Source organism: Atlantibacter sp. RC6 (genome assembly GCF_014193285.1).
Taxonomy (GTDB): Bacteria; Pseudomonadota; Gammaproteobacteria; order Enterobacterales; family Enterobacteriaceae; genus Atlantibacter.
Map to the genome: position 1 here is coordinate 317,606 of NZ_JACHZE010000002.1, position 15,068 is coordinate 332,673.

At 55.0% G+C, this 15,068-nt stretch carries 15 protein-coding genes and 1 other RNA gene; 7 read left to right on the forward strand and 9 right to left on the reverse strand.

Translation table 11 applies throughout. From position 1 onward, the window contains the following. Window positions 1-80 precede the first annotated feature (80 nt). Window positions 81-782, forward strand: coding sequence for a pirin family protein (locus tag FHW74_RS06525; RefSeq protein ID WP_183169702.1), 702 nt, complete (start codon window positions 81-83; stop codon window positions 780-782). A 21-nt stretch (window positions 783-803) separates the two neighbouring features. Then, window positions 804-956 (forward strand): hypothetical protein, encoded by a 153-nt coding sequence (locus FHW74_RS06530; RefSeq protein ID WP_183169703.1) that lies wholly within the window; start codon window positions 804-806, stop codon window positions 954-956. 22 nt (window positions 957-978) lie between these two features. On the opposite strand, the gene FHW74_RS06535 is transcribed toward FHW74_RS06530, so the two are convergent. The 7 genes from FHW74_RS06535 to FHW74_RS06565 all read right to left on the reverse strand — a co-directional run bounded on the left by FHW74_RS06535 (window position 979) and on the right by FHW74_RS06565 (window position 7,779). Beyond that, window positions 979-1,608, reverse strand: coding sequence for an NUDIX hydrolase (locus tag FHW74_RS06535; protein ID WP_183169704.1), 630 nt, complete (start codon window positions 1,606-1,608; stop codon window positions 979-981). A 119-nt stretch (window positions 1,609-1,727) separates the two neighbouring features. After that, a complete protein-coding gene (locus FHW74_RS06540) occupies window positions 1,728-2,849 on the reverse strand; it encodes a cupin domain-containing protein (RefSeq protein ID WP_183169705.1) in 1,122 nt (373 codons plus the stop codon). A 256-nt stretch (window positions 2,850-3,105) separates the two neighbouring features. Beyond that, window positions 3,106-3,483: RNase P RNA component class A (gene rnpB / locus FHW74_RS06545), an RNA gene on the reverse strand. A 39-nt stretch (window positions 3,484-3,522) separates the two neighbouring features. Further along, window positions 3,523-4,668, reverse strand: a complete 1,146-nt coding sequence (gene garK, locus FHW74_RS06550) for a glycerate 2-kinase (protein WP_183169952.1) — start codon at window positions 4,666-4,668, stop codon at window positions 3,523-3,525. Between the two features lie 65 nt (window positions 4,669-4,733). After that, window positions 4,734-5,624 carry a 2-hydroxy-3-oxopropionate reductase gene (gene garR, locus FHW74_RS06555; protein ID WP_183169706.1) on the reverse strand — a complete coding sequence of 297 codons (891 nt, stop codon included), beginning with the start codon at window positions 5,622-5,624 and terminating at the stop codon, window positions 4,734-4,736. 32 nt (window positions 5,625-5,656) lie between these two features. Further along, a complete protein-coding gene (garL, locus tag FHW74_RS06560) occupies window positions 5,657-6,424 on the reverse strand; it encodes a 2-dehydro-3-deoxyglucarate aldolase (RefSeq protein ID WP_183169707.1) in 768 nt (255 codons plus the stop codon). 26 nt (window positions 6,425-6,450) lie between these two features. Next, window positions 6,451-7,779 carry an MFS transporter gene (locus tag FHW74_RS06565; protein ID WP_183169708.1) on the reverse strand — a complete coding sequence of 443 codons (1,329 nt, stop codon included), beginning with the start codon at window positions 7,777-7,779 and terminating at the stop codon, window positions 6,451-6,453. A gap of 397 nt (window positions 7,780-8,176) precedes the next feature. Between FHW74_RS06565 and garD the strand changes: the two genes are divergently transcribed. From garD to FHW74_RS06590, 5 genes are all read left to right on the forward strand, one after another. Next, on the forward strand, window positions 8,177-9,748 hold the full coding sequence (garD, locus tag FHW74_RS06570; protein ID WP_183169709.1) for a galactarate dehydratase: 1,572 nt from the start codon (window positions 8,177-8,179) through the stop codon (window positions 9,746-9,748). A gap of 248 nt (window positions 9,749-9,996) precedes the next feature. Beyond that, a complete protein-coding gene (gene gatA / locus FHW74_RS06575; protein ID WP_183169710.1) occupies window positions 9,997-10,467 on the forward strand; it encodes a PTS galactitol transporter subunit IIA in 471 nt (156 codons plus the stop codon). A 14-nt stretch (window positions 10,468-10,481) separates the two neighbouring features. Further along, window positions 10,482-10,766: a PTS galactitol transporter subunit IIB gene (gene gatB, locus FHW74_RS06580; protein ID WP_183169711.1), complete on the forward strand. Its 285-nt coding sequence runs from the start codon at window positions 10,482-10,484 to the stop codon at window positions 10,764-10,766. Between the two features lie 4 nt (window positions 10,767-10,770). Beyond that, the gene (locus FHW74_RS06585; RefSeq protein ID WP_183169712.1) at window positions 10,771-12,144 is read left to right on the forward strand and encodes a galactitol-specific PTS transporter subunit IIC; all 1,374 of its coding nucleotides are present in this window, start codon (window positions 10,771-10,773) and stop codon (window positions 12,142-12,144) included. A 238-nt stretch (window positions 12,145-12,382) separates the two neighbouring features. Continuing rightward, window positions 12,383-13,156, forward strand: coding sequence for a DeoR/GlpR family DNA-binding transcription regulator (locus FHW74_RS06590; RefSeq protein ID WP_183169713.1), 774 nt, complete (start codon window positions 12,383-12,385; stop codon window positions 13,154-13,156). Window positions 13,157-13,175: 19 nt separating this feature from the next. Here FHW74_RS06590 and FHW74_RS06595 read toward each other — a convergent pair whose 3' ends face one another. Both FHW74_RS06595 and rsmI read right to left on the reverse strand, forming a co-directional pair. Beyond that, window positions 13,176-14,177 carry a Fic family protein gene (locus FHW74_RS06595; RefSeq protein WP_183169714.1) on the reverse strand — a complete coding sequence of 334 codons (1,002 nt, stop codon included), beginning with the start codon at window positions 14,175-14,177 and terminating at the stop codon, window positions 13,176-13,178. A gap of 3 nt (window positions 14,178-14,180) precedes the next feature. Then, window positions 14,181-15,044: a 16S rRNA (cytidine(1402)-2'-O)-methyltransferase gene (gene rsmI, locus FHW74_RS06600; RefSeq protein ID WP_183169715.1), complete on the reverse strand. Its 864-nt coding sequence runs from the start codon at window positions 15,042-15,044 to the stop codon at window positions 14,181-14,183. Between the last annotated feature and the right edge of the window lie 24 nt (window positions 15,045-15,068).

Below are 15,068 nucleotides of genomic sequence, written 5' to 3' on the forward strand. Positions count from 1 at the left end.
ACATACCCAGCAGATTAACTGGCTAACAATGCAGCGTCCAGAGCCTTAACATAAAAGCCGGTAAAGAGAGGTCAAGTATTATGATTACGACGAGAACAGCCAAACAGTGCGGGCAAGCTGACTATGGTTGGCTGCAAGCTCGCTACACCTTTTCCTTTGGGCACTACTTCGATCCAAAATTACTGGGTTACGCTTCCCTGCGCGTGCTTAACCAGGAGGTTCTGGCGCCAGGCGCGTCCTTCCAGCCACGTACGTTCCCGAAGGTCGATATTCTCAATATCATCCTGGAGGGCGAAGCGGAATACCGCGACAGCGAGGGTAACCACGTTCGCGCCTCCACCGGCGAAGCGCTGTTGCTGTCCACCCAGCCAGGCGTGAGCTATAGCGAGCACAACCCCAGCAAAGACCAGCCGCTGACGCGCATGCAGCTGTGGCTGGACGCCTGCCCGGAACGGGAAAATCCGCTGATTCAAAAGGTGGAAATTCTGCCCCAGGCGACCCAACTTCTGGCGACGCCGGACGGCAGCAGTAACAGTTTGCAGTTGCGCCAGCAGGTTTGGCTGCACCATATCGATCTCTGTGCGGGCGAGCGTCTGTCGTTCCAGCTCCACGGGCCGCGTGCCTATCTGCAATCGATTCATGGTACCGTCCACGCGATATCTCATCGCGATGAGAAGCAGATTTTAACCTGCGGCGATGGCGCATTTATTCGTGACGAAGCTAACGTAACGCTGGTCGCAGATTCACCGCTGCGAGCATTACTGATAGATTTGCCGGTGTGAGAACGGTCCGGGAAGGATGATATGAAAAAACACAAAGGAAAAGCGAAGCAACCCGCTGCGCCAAAAGAGCAAGAGGCTGCACAACGCCAGGAATGGGGTTATGAAGAGATGCTGACCGAGCTTGAAGCCATTGTCAGCGACGCCGAACAGCGGCTTGAGCAAGAAGAATTGTAGAATGCACTTACCCGCGTATGGATTAATCAAACCACGCGGGTTTGTCGCTGACGGCGATGTCGATACTGGTCAGGATCTCTTCCTTCACAATCCGCGTCAGCGAAAGCGCTGGCAGATTATCGATATCAAAAAAGCCGATATCCAGCGACTCGTGGCTGATCTGCAATTCGCCGCCCAGCTCTTCGCACAAGAAAAGCGTTTTATAAACGTGCCACGGGTACGGGGGGTGACCGTGCAGGTTACGATCCCATATTCCTAACAGTTTAGTGACTTTAACGTCCAGCCCGGTTTCTTCGAGGACTTCGCGGCGAATCGCCGTTGAAGGGCTATCACCGACGTCCACCCATCCCCCCGGCAGGCTCCAGAGACCATCGTCCGATTCCTGCACCATCAATAATTTGCCTTCACGCAGTACAATGGCGCGTACATCGGTTTTTGGCGTCGCATAGCCATCATCAGAAAGATGCATATGAGCAAACGCATCCGCACTCAGGTTAAAACCTGCCGCCAACATGTCATACGCAATTTTTCTCAAGGCTTCATAGCGTTCTCTGTCAAACACGCCAGGTGAGTATGTGAGCCCGGATTGTGCAATGGCCTGGATGCGCTGGGCGATAAGATTGATATCTTCGTTGTTGAGTTTGTTAGACACGTTCACCACCTTCCTGAAAAAACCAGCACTTACCTTACCCCGGTTAAGGACGGATCAACATAAAAAAGCCGCAGTACGATGCACTGCGGCCAGTTTGATGATCGACGCTGCCCCGTATGTTACTCGTCGAAATACCAGTAGCCCTGGTTTATCAGCCCGGTTAATTCCGCTACAAAGGCCGGGTTATCCAGCGCCGCGCCCAACTGCGCTTTACCAAGCGTAGTGTAACGGCACAGCGCGTCCGCAGCCTGGGGATCGACCGTTTCCAGCTTCTCGCTGTTAATGAAGAAGCTGTCGCCAACGTGCAATACCCGCAGCCCGCTGAGGCGCGTCAGCAATTCGCCATCCATCAGCGCGTCAACCACTTCGCCCGCCTCGTACGGCGGCTCTGCCGGGGCGATATCCAGCTCGTGGCGCGGCGTTGTCGCGAAGCGGCCAAACCACTGTTTGAAATCTTCCGGTTGGTTAATCATGGCAATCATCATGTCGCGCAGGCGATCCAGTTCGTACTCTTCAACGCGCCCAGGATGCTCCCGGCAGGTTAAATCCGGATCGCTGTAATGCTCGCCGCCGAGATCGTTTTCCAGCGCATAGTCCGCAAAGCTGCTAATCAGGTCGCGGCCATTCGGCCCCCGGAAACCAACAGAGTAGTTAAGCGCGGTTTGGTGGGTAAAACCGTCGTGCGGAAATCCTGGCGGGATATAGAGAATATCGCCCGGCTCCAGATCTTCATCAATGATTGGCGGGAAAGGATCGACATGCAACAACGCCGGATGCGGGCAGAACTGGCGCATCGGCAGTTTATCGCCCACGCGCCAGCGACGGCTGCCCATTCCCTGAATGATAAACACATCATACTGATCGATATGCGGGCCCACACCGCCGCCCGGCACGGAAAACGAAATCATCAGATCGTCCAGACGCCAGTCCGGCAACACGCGAAACGGCTTAACCAGCTCGGCGGAGGGCATATGCCAGTGGTTCACCGCCTGGGCCAGCAGCGACCAGCCGGTTTCACCTAAGTTATCGAAATCCTCGAACGGCCCGTTGGCGGCCTGCCATTGACCATTTTTATGGCTGACCAGGCGGCTATCGACTTCGGGTTCCATCGCCAGCCCTGCCAGTTCGTCCGGGGTAATCGGATCAACAAAATTGGGAAAGGCATTCTTCAACACTACAGGTTGTTTCTGCCAGTATTTTTCTAAAAACTCGGGCCAGTTAAGATTCAGTTGATAAGCCATGATGGTGACCATTGTGAAGACAAACGGGCCTGATTATAAAGAGGCGACGATTCAAACCGCTTTGTCATTGGTCAAGGTCGGATGCGCCGTCCTGTAAAAATGGACAGTGTAGTGGGGGGCTGAAAAAGCAAAACCCCGCCGAAGCGGGGTTTCTTAATGTGTGAAGCTGACCGATAAGGCGGGTTCTGTCGTGGACAGTCATTCATCTTTCCACCTCTCTGAAAAAGCAAAACCCCGCCGAAGCGGGGTTTCTAATGAGTGAAGCTGACCGATAAGCCGGGTTCTGTCGTGGACAGTCATTCATCTAGGCCAGCAATCGCTCACTGGCTCAAGCAGCCTACCCGGGTTCAGTACGGGCCGTACCTTGTGAACCCCTATTTGGCCTTGCTCCGGGTGGAGTTTACCGTGCCGCGAACTGTTACCAGTCGCGCGGTGCGCTCTTACCGCACCCTTTCACCCTTACCTGATCCCGCTTGCGCGGGCCATCGGCGGTTTGCTCTCTGTTGCACTGGTCGTGGGTTTCCCCCCCAGGCGTTACCTGGCACCCTGCCCTATGGAGCCCGGACTTTCCTCCCCTCCGCCCGTCTCCCCCGAAAGAGGACGACGACGAAGCGGCGACTGTCTGGTCAGCTTCGGCGCGGAGTATAGAGGGTTTGCGCCTGTCTGTCACGCCTTAAGGCGCGGTATGCATCCCAACATTCAGCGTCGCGGCGATGTTGCGCGAGGCGTGGTAGATATTGTCAAATGCGTTCTTTAACGCCTCTTCCAGCGAACCAATGCTGGTCAGCACGCTGAATACCGCATCAATGCCGTACTGATGTACCACGCCAACGTCCGGCGTCAGGCTGCCTGCGATGCCGATAACCGGCTTATGATACTTCAGGGCCACATTCGCCACGCCTACCGGCACTTTGCCGTGAATGCTCTGGCTGTCGATGCGCCCTTCGCCCGTCACCACCAGCGTGCAGTCGTGAATATGTTCTTCCAGGTTGAGCGCCTCGGTGACGATCTCGATCCCGCTGCGCAGCTCCGCGTTGAGGAACGCCATCAGCGCCGCCCCCATACCGCCCGCCGCGCCGGCGCCCGGCACCTCTTTTACGTCCACGCGTAGCGATTTTTTAATCACATCGGCAAAATGGCCGAGATTGCGATCGAGCTCGACGATCATCGCTTCCGTCGCGCCCTTTTGCGGGCCAAAAATCCGCGATGCGCCCGTGTCGCCCACCAGCGGATTGGTTACATCACAGGCAACACGAATCGAACATTCCGCGAGGCGCGGATCGAGCCCGGAAATATCAATGCTGTTCAGCGCGATCAAACTGCCGCCGCCGTGGCCGATCTCTTTACCGGTTGCGTCCGTCAGCTTTGCGCCCAGCGCCTGCACCATGCCTGCGCCGCCATCATTGGTGGCGCTGCCGCCAATGCCGATAATAATATTGCGCGCCCCGTTATCCAGCGCGTGGAGGATAAGCTCCCCGGTACCGCGCGAAGTGGTGATCAGCGGATTGCGTAAATTCAGTGCAACCAGCGACAGCCCGCTGGCTTCCGCCATTTCAATAAATGCAGTCTTTTTATCGCCCGAAATACCCCAACTGGCATTCACGCGTTCACCCATGGGACCGGTCACCTGCGTGGTAATTTTGCTGCCGTCAGTCGCCGAAATCATGGCATCCACGGTACCTTCGCCGCCATCGGCAACCGGTACGCGAACATACTGAGCGTCAGGGAAAATTTCCCGAAATCCTTTTTCGATGGCCTGGGCTACCTCAGCAGCAGGAAGGCTTTCTTTATAAGAGTCTGGTGCAATTACAATTTTCATCATTATTAAGCCCTTCTTGCCGTGCGGGGCGTGAAACCAAGGGCGCGTCCCCGCGCCCTGTTTTATTACCGGGTGATCTCGATCTTCGCCAGTTTCTCGTAGTAGCACGCCAGCGCGCTGTGGTCGTCGTTGCCATGACCATCGGCACGCAGCGCCTGCATCATCTCCATGACCGCCGCAGTCAGCGGCAGTTGCGCGCCCACGCCGTGGGAAGTATCCAGCGCGTTGGCCAGATCTTTAATGTGCAGATCGATACGGAAGCCCGGTTTGAAATTGCGATCCATCACCATCGGCGCTTTCGCGTCCAGTACGGTACTACCTGCCAGGCCGCCGCGGATAGCCTGGTAAACCAGATCCGGATTTACACCCGCTTTGGTCGCCAGAGTCAGCGCTTCAGACATCGCCGCGATGTTCAGCGCCACAATCACCTGGTTCGCCAGCTTGGTAACGTTGCCCGCGCCGATCTCACCGGTATGCACCACGGAACCCGCCATGGCTTTCAGCAGATCGTAATATTTGTCGAAAATCGCTTTATCGCCGCCAACCATCACCGACAGGGTGCCGTCGATGGCTTTGGGTTCGCCGCCGCTCACCGGCGCGTCCAGCATGTCGATGCCTTTGGCTTTCAGCGCATCGCTGATTTCACGGCTCGCCAGCGGCGCGATGGAGCTCATATCGATAACGACAGTGCCCGGCTTCGCGCCTTCGATAATGCCGTTTTCGCCCAACGCCACCTCTTTAACGTGCGGGGAGTTCGGCAGCATGGTGATAATGACATCACACTGCTGGGCGATCTCTTTCGGGTTGGACGCGGTGCTGGCGCCAGCCTCAACGACTTCAGCAATCACCTCGGCATTGCGGTCGGCAACCACCAGGGAATAACCGGCTTTAATGAGGTTTTTACTCATTGGTTTACCCATGATGCCCAGGCCAATAAAACCAACTTTCAGTGTCATAGCGTTAATCTCTCTCGTTAATTACGGGGTGGTTATTTTTTAAAAGCGTCACACAGTTTCTGCGTGGCGGAGCGGAACACGCCTAAATCGCTGCCCACGGCAACAAAGGTCGCGCCCCATTCCAGATAGCGACGGGCATCGGCTTCAACCGGCGCCAGGATGCCTGCCGGTTTGCCGTGCGTTTTGGCGCGTTCGAAAATGTATTGAATGGCGCGCTGCACATCCGGGTGGTTGGCGTTACCCAGATGGCCCAGCGCGGCGGCCAAATCGCTCGGGCCGACGAAAATGCCGTCAACGCCGTGGGTCGCGGCAATGGCGTCAACGTTATCCACGCCCTGCTGGCTTTCGATCTGCACCAGAATGGTGATGTTTTTGTTCGATTCGGTCAGATAATCCGGCACGGTGCCAAACATATTGGCGCGATGAGAAACCGACACGCCGCGAATACCTTCCGGCGGATAGCGGGTGGAGGCCACCGCGTGCGCCGCTTCTTCCGCGGTTTCCACGAACGGGATCAGGAAGTTATAGAAACCGATATCCAGCAGCCGTTTGATGATGATCGGCTCATTGGTCGGCGCGCGAACCACCGGCGCACTGTGACTGCCTTTTAACGCCATCAACTGCGGGATAAAGGTGGTAATGTCGTTTGGCGCGTGTTCGCCATCCAGCACAATCCAGTCAAAACCTGCCAGGCCCAGCACCTCGGCGCTGATCGGGTTCGCCAGTGCGGACCAGCAGCCGATTTGGGTCTGTTTGGCCGCCAGCGCGGCCTTGAATTTGTTAGGGAAAATAGCGCTCATTCTCTTTACCTTAATGTCATCGATGCTTATTTCTGCAATTCCATACGCTTGATGTCGCCAACCACAAACAGGTAGCAAACCATCGCCATCAGGGCGGAACAGCCCACGAACAGCAGCGCAGCGTTAAAGGAGTGCAACTCACTCACCAGATAGCCAATCACCAGCGGGGTGACGATAGAGGCAACGTTACCAAACACATTGAATACCCCGCCGCACAGGCCGACAATTTCTTTCGGCGCGGTATCAGAGATAACCGGCCAGCCCAGCGCGCCAAAGCCTTTACCGAAGAACGCCAGCGCCATCAGGGCAATCACCAGCACGGTGTTATCGGTGTAGTTACACAGAATGATGGTCGATGCCAGCAGCATGCCCAGCACAATCGGCAGTTTACGAGCCAGCGTCAGCGAATGGCCGCGTTTAATCAGCGAATCCGAGAACACGCCGCCCAGCACGCCGCCGGCGAATCCGCACAGCGCCGGGATAGACGCCACCATTCCCACTTTCAGAATCGACATGCCCTTTTCCTGCACCAGATAAATCGGGAACCAGGTGAGGAAGAACCAGGTGATGGTGTTGATAAAGTATTGCCCGAAAAATACGCCCAACATCATGCGGTTGGTCAGCATCTGCTTGATGTAATGCAGTTTAGGACCGCTGTCGGTACTGGTTTTTTTGTGGTCCATATCCACCACTGCGCCGCCTTTTCTGATGAACTCCAGTTCATTAGCCGACATGTTCGGATGGTCGGTCGGGTTATGGATAAATTTGACCCACATAAACGTCAGCACGAAGCCAATCGCGCCCATCACCGTGAAGACGTGCTCCCAACCCCATGCGAAGGTCAGCCAACCCAGCAATGGCGAGAAGATCGCCAGCGAGAAGTACTGCGCCGAGTTGAAGATCGCCGAAGCGGTGCCGCGCTCTTTCGTCGGGAACCAGGCCGCCACGATACGGGCGTTGGCCGGGAAGGACGGCGCTTCAGAGAAGCCGAGCATAAAGCGCATCAGGAACATCGATACGCCCGCCCAGGCCAGCGGCACCATATCCACAAACCCTTGCAGGAAGGTAAACAGCGACCAGAAGAACAGGCTGTAAGTATAAACTTTCTTCGAACCGTAGCGGTCAAGCAGCCAACCGCCCGGAATTTGCATCAACAGATAGGCCCATCCAAACGCAGAGAAGATGTAACCCATGGAAATCGCGCTGAGTTGAAGCTCTTTCGCCACTTCGGTTCCGGCGATAGACAGAGTAGCGCGGTCGGCGTAGTTAATTGCGGTAACAATAAAAATAATCAGCAATATATAATATCGGGTATGCATACCCTTTTTTGTTTCACTGGCGGCATCAAGCATCATATTATTTACCTCTGGCTCAGGCACTCTGTTCGGAATTAAATTCAACCGGTGTGGGAGTGGTATTTATATTTTTAATGTTATTCAGGGATATTAATTTCACACCATTACGTTATGGGTCAGTATAAACAGCGCTCCCTAACCACGCATCATGCATCTGCACAACAAAACAGTCTCAGATATCATTTTTGTTTTGCCTAAGCCCAACTTCATGGGCGCTAATCCACAGATTTAATCATTGCCGCCCTTGTCAGCACTGGCTTCGCGGCGTCTGGTGATCTGCGTCACATTTTTATTTTTGCACACCTGACATTCTTACTGCCATTACCGCTTGATACCGATAAAAATAATATTCCTTAATTTATTAACCATGCCTTGAGCACGCGGAGAATACTGGACAATGGCTAATATTGAAATTAAACAACAACCGCCCGGCGCTTTTTATATTAAAGTGCACGACACTGATAACGTCGCCATCATTGTCAATGATTACGGCTTAAAAGCGGGCACCCGTTTCCCGGATGGTCTTGAGTTGATTGAACATATTCCTCAGGGCCATAAAGTCGCACTGAATGATATTCCCGCGCAGGGCGAAATTGTCCGTTACGGCGAAGTGATCGGTTATGCCGTAAAAGATATTCCGCGCGGCAGCTGGATTGAAGAATCCCTGGTGGAGCTGCCGAAGGCGCCGCCGTTGAATACCTTACCGCTGGCGACCAAAGTCCCGGAGCCGCTGCCGCCGCTGGAAGGCTATACCTTTGAAGGCTACCGCAACGCGGATGGCAGCGTGGGCACCAAAAATCTGCTCGGCATCACCACCAGCGTGCATTGCGTGGCGGGCGTGGTGGATTACGTGATTAAAATCATCGAGCGCGATCTGCTGCCGCGTTACCCGAACGTGGACGGCGTGGTCGGCCTGAACCATCTGTATGGCTGCGGCGTGGCGATTAACGCGCCGGCGGCGGTGATCCCCATTCGCACCATTCACAATATCGCTTTGAATCCGAACTTTGGCGGCGAAGTGATGGTCATCGGCCTGGGTTGCGAAAAACTCCAGCCGGAACGCCTGTTGCAGGGCACCGAAGACGTCCAGGCCGTCGCGGTCGATGACGCCAGCATTGTGCGTTTGCAGGATGAGCAGCACGTGGGCTTCCGCTCCATGGTGGACGATATTCTGCGTGTCGCCGAACGCCATCTGGAAAAACTTAACCAGCGTAAACGCGAAACCTGCCCGGCTTCGGAGCTGGTCGTCGGGATGCAGTGCGGCGGCAGCGACGCTTTCTCCGGCGTGACCGCCAACCCGGCGGTGGGCTACGCTTCCGACCTACTGGTTCGCTGCGGCGGCACGGTGATGTTCTCGGAAGTCACTGAAGTACGCGATGCCATCCATCTTTTAACGCCGCGCACCGTAAACGAGCAGGTCGGCAAACGCCTGCTGGAAGAGATGGCCTGGTACGATGATTATCTCGACATGGGCAAAACCGACCGCAGCGCCAACCCCTCTCCGGGCAATAAGAAAGGCGGCCTGGCGAACGTGGTGGAAAAAGCGCTGGGTTCTATCGCCAAATCCGGCCAGAGCGCGATCGTGGAAGTGCTGTCGCCGGGCCAGCGCCCGACCAAACGCGGCCTGATTTATGCCGCCACCCCGGCCAGCGACTTTGTGTGCGGCACCCAGCAGGTGGCCTCCGGGATCACCGTGCAGGTGTTCACTACCGGTCGCGGTACGCCGTATGGCCTGATGGCGGTGCCGGTGATTAAAATGGCGACCCGCACCGAACTGGCGAACCGCTGGTATGACTTAATGGACATCAACGCAGGCACTATCGCGACCGGTGAAGAGACCATTGAGCAGGTGGGCTGGAAGCTGTTCCACTTCATTCTGGATGTCGCGAGCGGGCGTAAGAAAACCTTCTCCGATCAGTGGGGCTTACATAATCAGCTGGCGGTCTTCAACCCGGCCCCCGTGACCTGATAACTCTTTTTCTTTCCTTTGCCATTATGCCAGCCATCGTGCTGGCATTTTTTTATTCCCACCGTCCTCCCGCCACAGTGTTTTCAGTATTTTCCCGCACATTCCCGGTACATATTCCGAATATATTCGATACCTTTCTTTTGTGGATAACGATCACACAAATAAAAAAATGAAATGATTAAATTTCTTTCAAAAGAAATAAAACGAAAGAAAATAATCTCTTTCAGCATGCCACCGAGGAGAAAGACATGACCCAACTGTTTGTTCGTACCGGTATCCACTTTGCCGATTGCAATGCGGCGCTTGAGCATATTGGTGAGGAATTGCTGGCAAAAGGCGTCGTGAAAACCAGTTATCCGCAGGCACTGAAACAGCGGGAAGCGCTGTTCCCGACAGGCATTGTCCTGGAACAACATGCGGTCGCCATACCGCACTGCGAAGCCATACACGCTATCTCGCCGGCGATTTACCTGATCCGTCCGGATAATCCCGTTAATTTTCAACGCGCTGATGAAGACGGTGAAATTGCCGTACCGCTGATTATTGCGCTGGTCGTTGAAAACCCCGACGCGCAACTCAAGCTGCTGCGTCAGCTATTCGGCGGGCTGCAAAACCCGCAACGCGTAGAGGCGCTGTTGAATGCCCCTCAGGCAGAGCTCGGTAAAGCATTTTGGGAAACCCTGGCCGAACCGCAGCCCGACGCGGCTTCGTCATTCTAAAAAAGGAAAATGTAATGAAACGAAAAGTGATCGTCGCCTGTGGCGGCGCGGTAGCGACATCAACGCTTGCTGCCGAAGAGATTAAAGAGTTGTGCGCGGCGCACGGCATCCAGCTCGATCTGGTGCAGTGCCGCGTGACGGAAATCGAGACCTATATGGAAGGCGCTGACCTTATCTGCACCACCGCACGGGTTGATCGAACCTTTGGTGATATTCCCGTGGTGCACGGTATGCCGTTTGTCTCGGGCGTGGGTATAGAAGCCTTACAGCAAAAAATCCTGGCTATCCTGGGGGAGTAAAACCATGTTTAACGACATCATGCGTTATATCCTCGATCTCGGTCCGACGGTCATGCTGCCGGTGGTGATCATTATCTTTTCGCTGCTGCTGGGCATGAAGCTCGGCGACAGTTTTAAATCTGGTCTGCATATCGGTATTGGGTTCGTCGGCATCGGGCTGGTTATTGGTTTAATGCTTGACTCTATCGGGCCCGCCGCAAAAGCAATGGCGGAGAACTTCGACATTAACCTGAGCGTGGTGGATGTCGGCTGGCCCGGTTCATCGCCCATGACCTGGGCTTCACAAATCGCGCTGGTGGCTATTCCCATCTCCATTGCGGTTAATATCGTGATGCTGGTAATGCGTATGACCCGCGTGGTTAACGTGGACATCTGGAATATCTGGCATATGACCTTTACCGGCGCGCTGCTGCATCTGGCGACGGGCTCATACTGGATGGGTATTCTCGGCGTTGTGGTCCATGCCGCCTTTGTTTATAAGCTCGGAGACTGGTTTGCCAAAGACGTGCGCGACTACTTTGGTCTGGAAGGCATCGCGATCCCGCACGGTACGTCCGCTTATCTGGGGCCAATCGCCGTATTGGTAGATGCGCTAATTGAAAAAGTGCCGGGCCTGAATCGGATCCACTTTAGCGCTGATGATGTCCAGAAACGGTTTGGTCCCTTTGGCGAGCCGGTTACCGTGGGTTTTGTGATGGGCATCCTGATTGGTCTGCTGGCCGGGTATGACGCCAGGGGCGTACTGCAACTGGCTGTGAAAACCGCCGCCGTGATGCTACTCATGCCACGCGTGATTAAACCGATCATGGATGGCTTAACCCCCATCGCGAAGCACGCGCGTAAACGCCTGCAGGCTAAATTTGGCGGCCAGGAATTTTTGATTGGCCTCGACCCGGCATTGCTGCTCGGCCAGACCTCGGTGGTATCTGCCAGCCTGATATTTATCCCGCTGACCATTTTGATCGCCATTGCGGTTCCCGGAAACCAGGTGCTGCCTTTTGGCGACCTCGCCACTATTGGCTTCTTTGTGGCAATGGCCGTGGCGGTGCATCAGGGAAATCTGTTCCGCACCCTGATTTCTGGCATCATTATTATGAGCATCACCCTCTGGATTGCCACGCAAACCATTGGCTTACATACCCAGCTCGCCGCCAATGCGGGCGCGCTTAAAGCGGGCGGCATGGTAGCGTCGATGGATCAAGGCGGATCGCCGATCACCTGGCTGCTGATCCAGCTCTTCACCTGGCAAAACCTGGTTGGCTTCTGCGTCATCGCCGTGATTTATGCCGCTGGCGTATTTTTGACCTGGCGCAGGGCCAAAGCCTTCGCCAGAGCAGAAAAACAGGCAGCGCTGACGGCCTCGCAATCACTCTCTTGATTCGCCAGGGGGGCGCTGGAACTATTCCCGGATAAACAGCAAATCGTCCCCCTGATACCACTACAGCTAAAAATCAGATTCTAACCACGTGTTAGTTATCGGGCGGCACTGGCAAGGGTAACTGCCCGGCAATGGCGCTGAACGCCGCCCTGCATCTATCTCCTTTCGAAATGCAACGCTAACCTTTCATAACGCTTTCGATTACACTAGAGGGTAATTATTTTTAAGGATTGAAAGCATGAACTCTTTTGAACGACGCAATAAGATAGTCGAACTGGTGAATACCCACGGCAGCGTTCTGGTACTGGACCTGTCGAATACTTTTGGCATTTCCGAAGTCACGATCCGCGCCGATCTGCGCCTGCTGGAAGAAAAGGGTCTGGTGACCCGTTTTCACGGCGGCGCAGCGAAGCCGGGCAACAATGCCGCTGAAAGCGATAACCATGAAGTGCTGCTCGAAGCGCGTTATCAGCTGGCGAAAGATCCGAAGAAACGCATCGCGCAAACCGCAGCAGCCATGATCGAAGAAGGCATGACCGTGATCCTCGACAGCGGCAGCACCACGCTGCTGATTGCCGAAGCGCTGGTAAAACGCGCCAATATCACGGTGATCACCAATAACCTGCCCGCTGCATATCTTCTCTCTGACAATAAAGACATCACGCTGGTGGTGTGCGGCGGCACGGTACGCCATAAAACGCATTCGATGCATGGCACCATTGCCGAGCGTTCCTTGCAAGGGATCAGCGCCGACCTCATGTTTGTCGGGGCTGATGGCTTTGATACCACTAACGGCATCACCACCTTTAATGAAGGCTATTCCATCAGCGCGGTGATGGCGGCGACGGCGCACCGCGTGATTGCCGTGCTCGACGCCTCGAAGTTCAACCGCCGCGGCTTTAACCAGGTTATCCCGATGGAGAAAATCGACGTCATCATTACCGATGAAGGGATTAGTGAAGAAGATAAGATGCTGCTGAATAACAGCGGCGCAAAGATGATGGTCGTGTGAGCAATCACGGGTGGCAGGTTTATAAAACCTGCCAGTAGCCCCCTTTTCTGGGCCCGACTCGCTGAAGCGCTGATTTATCCTGAAGCAGTTTGAGGTAACGTTCAATGGTCCGCGACGTCACGCCAATGCGTTCGGCCAGTTGAGCCGCCGTCATTGTTGGCTGGCCGTTTAATAACCGCAGAATATCGCGCTCTGTCGTTGTCAGATAAACAGCATTTTCTTCCGACATTTTTCCCGACATTTTTTCCGACATCGCGGAAACTGATGCCATCCCTTCTTTCAATGCCTGAGCAATGTTTTGCAGCATAAATTCTATAAATGCCGTACAGTCGCTTTCCCTGTCGCATTGTCGCAGGATCTGATAATACGCTTCCTGTTGATGATGAATTAACGTTTCAACCGGCAACCACGCCAGTTCCCCACGCCACTGGCTCAATATCAGCGTCTGCCACAAGCGCCCCATACGGCCGTTACCGTCGGCAAAGGGATGGATAAATTCAAATTCATAGTGAAACACCGAGCTGGCAATCAGCGGATGAATTTCCGTAGTGTGTAGCCAGGCAAGAAGATCCTCAATCAGGCGCGGAACTTGTGAGGCGGAAGGAGCCATATGAATTAGGGTATTCTCCCGGTAAATACCGACATCCCCGCGCCGCAATTTGCCGGGATTATCCACCAGCCCCATCATCAAAATGCGATGGGCACTCAGCAAATCCTGTAATCGGCCAGCCTTCCAGCCGGGCATCTTTTCATAAGCCTGTATGGCGTTGCGCACTTCCTGAATATCTTTTTCAGGCGCCAGAACGCGCTTTCCCTCCATAACTGCCGTAACCTGACCGGTGGTTAGCGAGTTATGCTCAATCGCCAGAGAGGCCTGAATGGTGCGAATACGGTTTTCTTTGCGCAACAGGGGCGACGCTCTGCCGGATTGTGCCGCCCAGTGCCCCATCAGTTCGCCAATTTCCACCACCCGGTTAAGCATGGCTGGAGTAAGAGTAAATGGCGGCTGATAGCGGTTCACAGGCTATTCCCCCTGCTGTTCCAGCGCATATTTATACAGCGCGTTTTTCTTCACACCGTGGATTTCCGCCGCCAGCGCCGCCGCTTTCTTTAACGGCAGCTCGGCCTGCAACAGTGCCAGGGTTCGCAACGCATCGGCAGGCAACGCCTCTTCCTGAACATCGAAGCCTTCGACGATCAGCACCATTTCACCCTTGCGGCGGTTTTCATCTTCCTTAACCCATGCCAGCAGCTCGCCGATGGGCGCGCCGTGAATCGACTCCCAGGTTTTGGTGATCTCCCTGGCCAGCACCACATACCGCGACTCACCCAGTACGGTGCAAATGTCTTCCAGGCTTTCCAGCAAACGGTGGGTGGATTCGTAAAAAATCAGGGTGCGCGGCTCTTGCTCGATGGCTTTGAGCGCATCGCGGCGCGCTTTGGATTTGGCAGGCAAAAAACCTTCGTAGCAGAAACGATCGGAGGGTAGCCCCGCCGCGCTTAACGCGGCAATGGCGGCGCACGGCCCCGGCAGCGGCACAACGCGAATGCCCGCTTCGCGGCAGGTGCGAACAAGGTGATAACCCGGATCGTTAATCAGCGGCGTGCCGGCATCGGAAACCAGCGCGATATTTTGCCCTTCCTGCAATTTTGCCAGCAGCGTTTGTGCTTTTTGTTGCTCATTATGGTCGTGTAATGCGAACAACCGCGCGGAAATAGCAAAGTGTTGCAGCAATAAACCAGTATGGCGCGTATCCTCGGCAGCAATCAGGTCAACCGACTGCAACACCGAGAGCGCGCGCTGGGTTATGTCCCCGAGATTGCCGATTGGCGTCGGGACAATATAAAGCTGGCCCTGAGAATTCTCGGTGGAATCGTGTTGTTTCATTGTTTAGTCCGTATTGCCGATTTA

Excerpts from the sequence above, each read along its gene's own strand:
- FHW74_RS06525 (WP_183169702.1), top strand. The coding sequence starts at position 81 with ATGATTACGACGAGAACAGCCAAACAGTGCGGGCAAGCTGACTATGGT.
- FHW74_RS06530 (WP_183169703.1), top strand. The coding sequence starts at position 804 with ATGAAAAAACACAAAGGAAAAGCGAAGCAACCCGCTGCGCCAAAAGAG.
- FHW74_RS06540 (WP_183169705.1), bottom strand. The coding sequence starts at position 2,849 with ATGGCTTATCAACTGAATCTTAACTGGCCCGAGTTTTTAGAAAAATAC.
- garK (WP_183169952.1), bottom strand. The coding sequence starts at position 4,668 with ATGAAAATTGTAATTGCACCAGACTCTTATAAAGAAAGCCTTCCTGCT.
- garR (WP_183169706.1), bottom strand. The coding sequence starts at position 5,624 with ATGACACTGAAAGTTGGTTTTATTGGCCTGGGCATCATGGGTAAACCA.
- garL (WP_183169707.1), bottom strand. The coding sequence starts at position 6,424 with ATGAGCGCTATTTTCCCTAACAAATTCAAGGCCGCGCTGGCGGCCAAA.
- FHW74_RS06565 (WP_183169708.1), bottom strand. The coding sequence starts at position 7,779 with ATGATGCTTGATGCCGCCAGTGAAACAAAAAAGGGTATGCATACCCGA.
- garD (WP_183169709.1), top strand. The coding sequence starts at position 8,177 with ATGGCTAATATTGAAATTAAACAACAACCGCCCGGCGCTTTTTATATT.
- gatA (WP_183169710.1), top strand. The coding sequence starts at position 9,997 with ATGACCCAACTGTTTGTTCGTACCGGTATCCACTTTGCCGATTGCAAT.
- gatB (WP_183169711.1), top strand. The coding sequence starts at position 10,482 with ATGAAACGAAAAGTGATCGTCGCCTGTGGCGGCGCGGTAGCGACATCA.
- FHW74_RS06585 (WP_183169712.1), top strand. The coding sequence starts at position 10,771 with ATGTTTAACGACATCATGCGTTATATCCTCGATCTCGGTCCGACGGTC.
- FHW74_RS06590 (WP_183169713.1), top strand. The coding sequence starts at position 12,383 with ATGAACTCTTTTGAACGACGCAATAAGATAGTCGAACTGGTGAATACC.
- rsmI (WP_183169715.1), bottom strand. The coding sequence starts at position 15,044 with ATGAAACAACACGATTCCACCGAGAATTCTCAGGGCCAGCTTTATATT.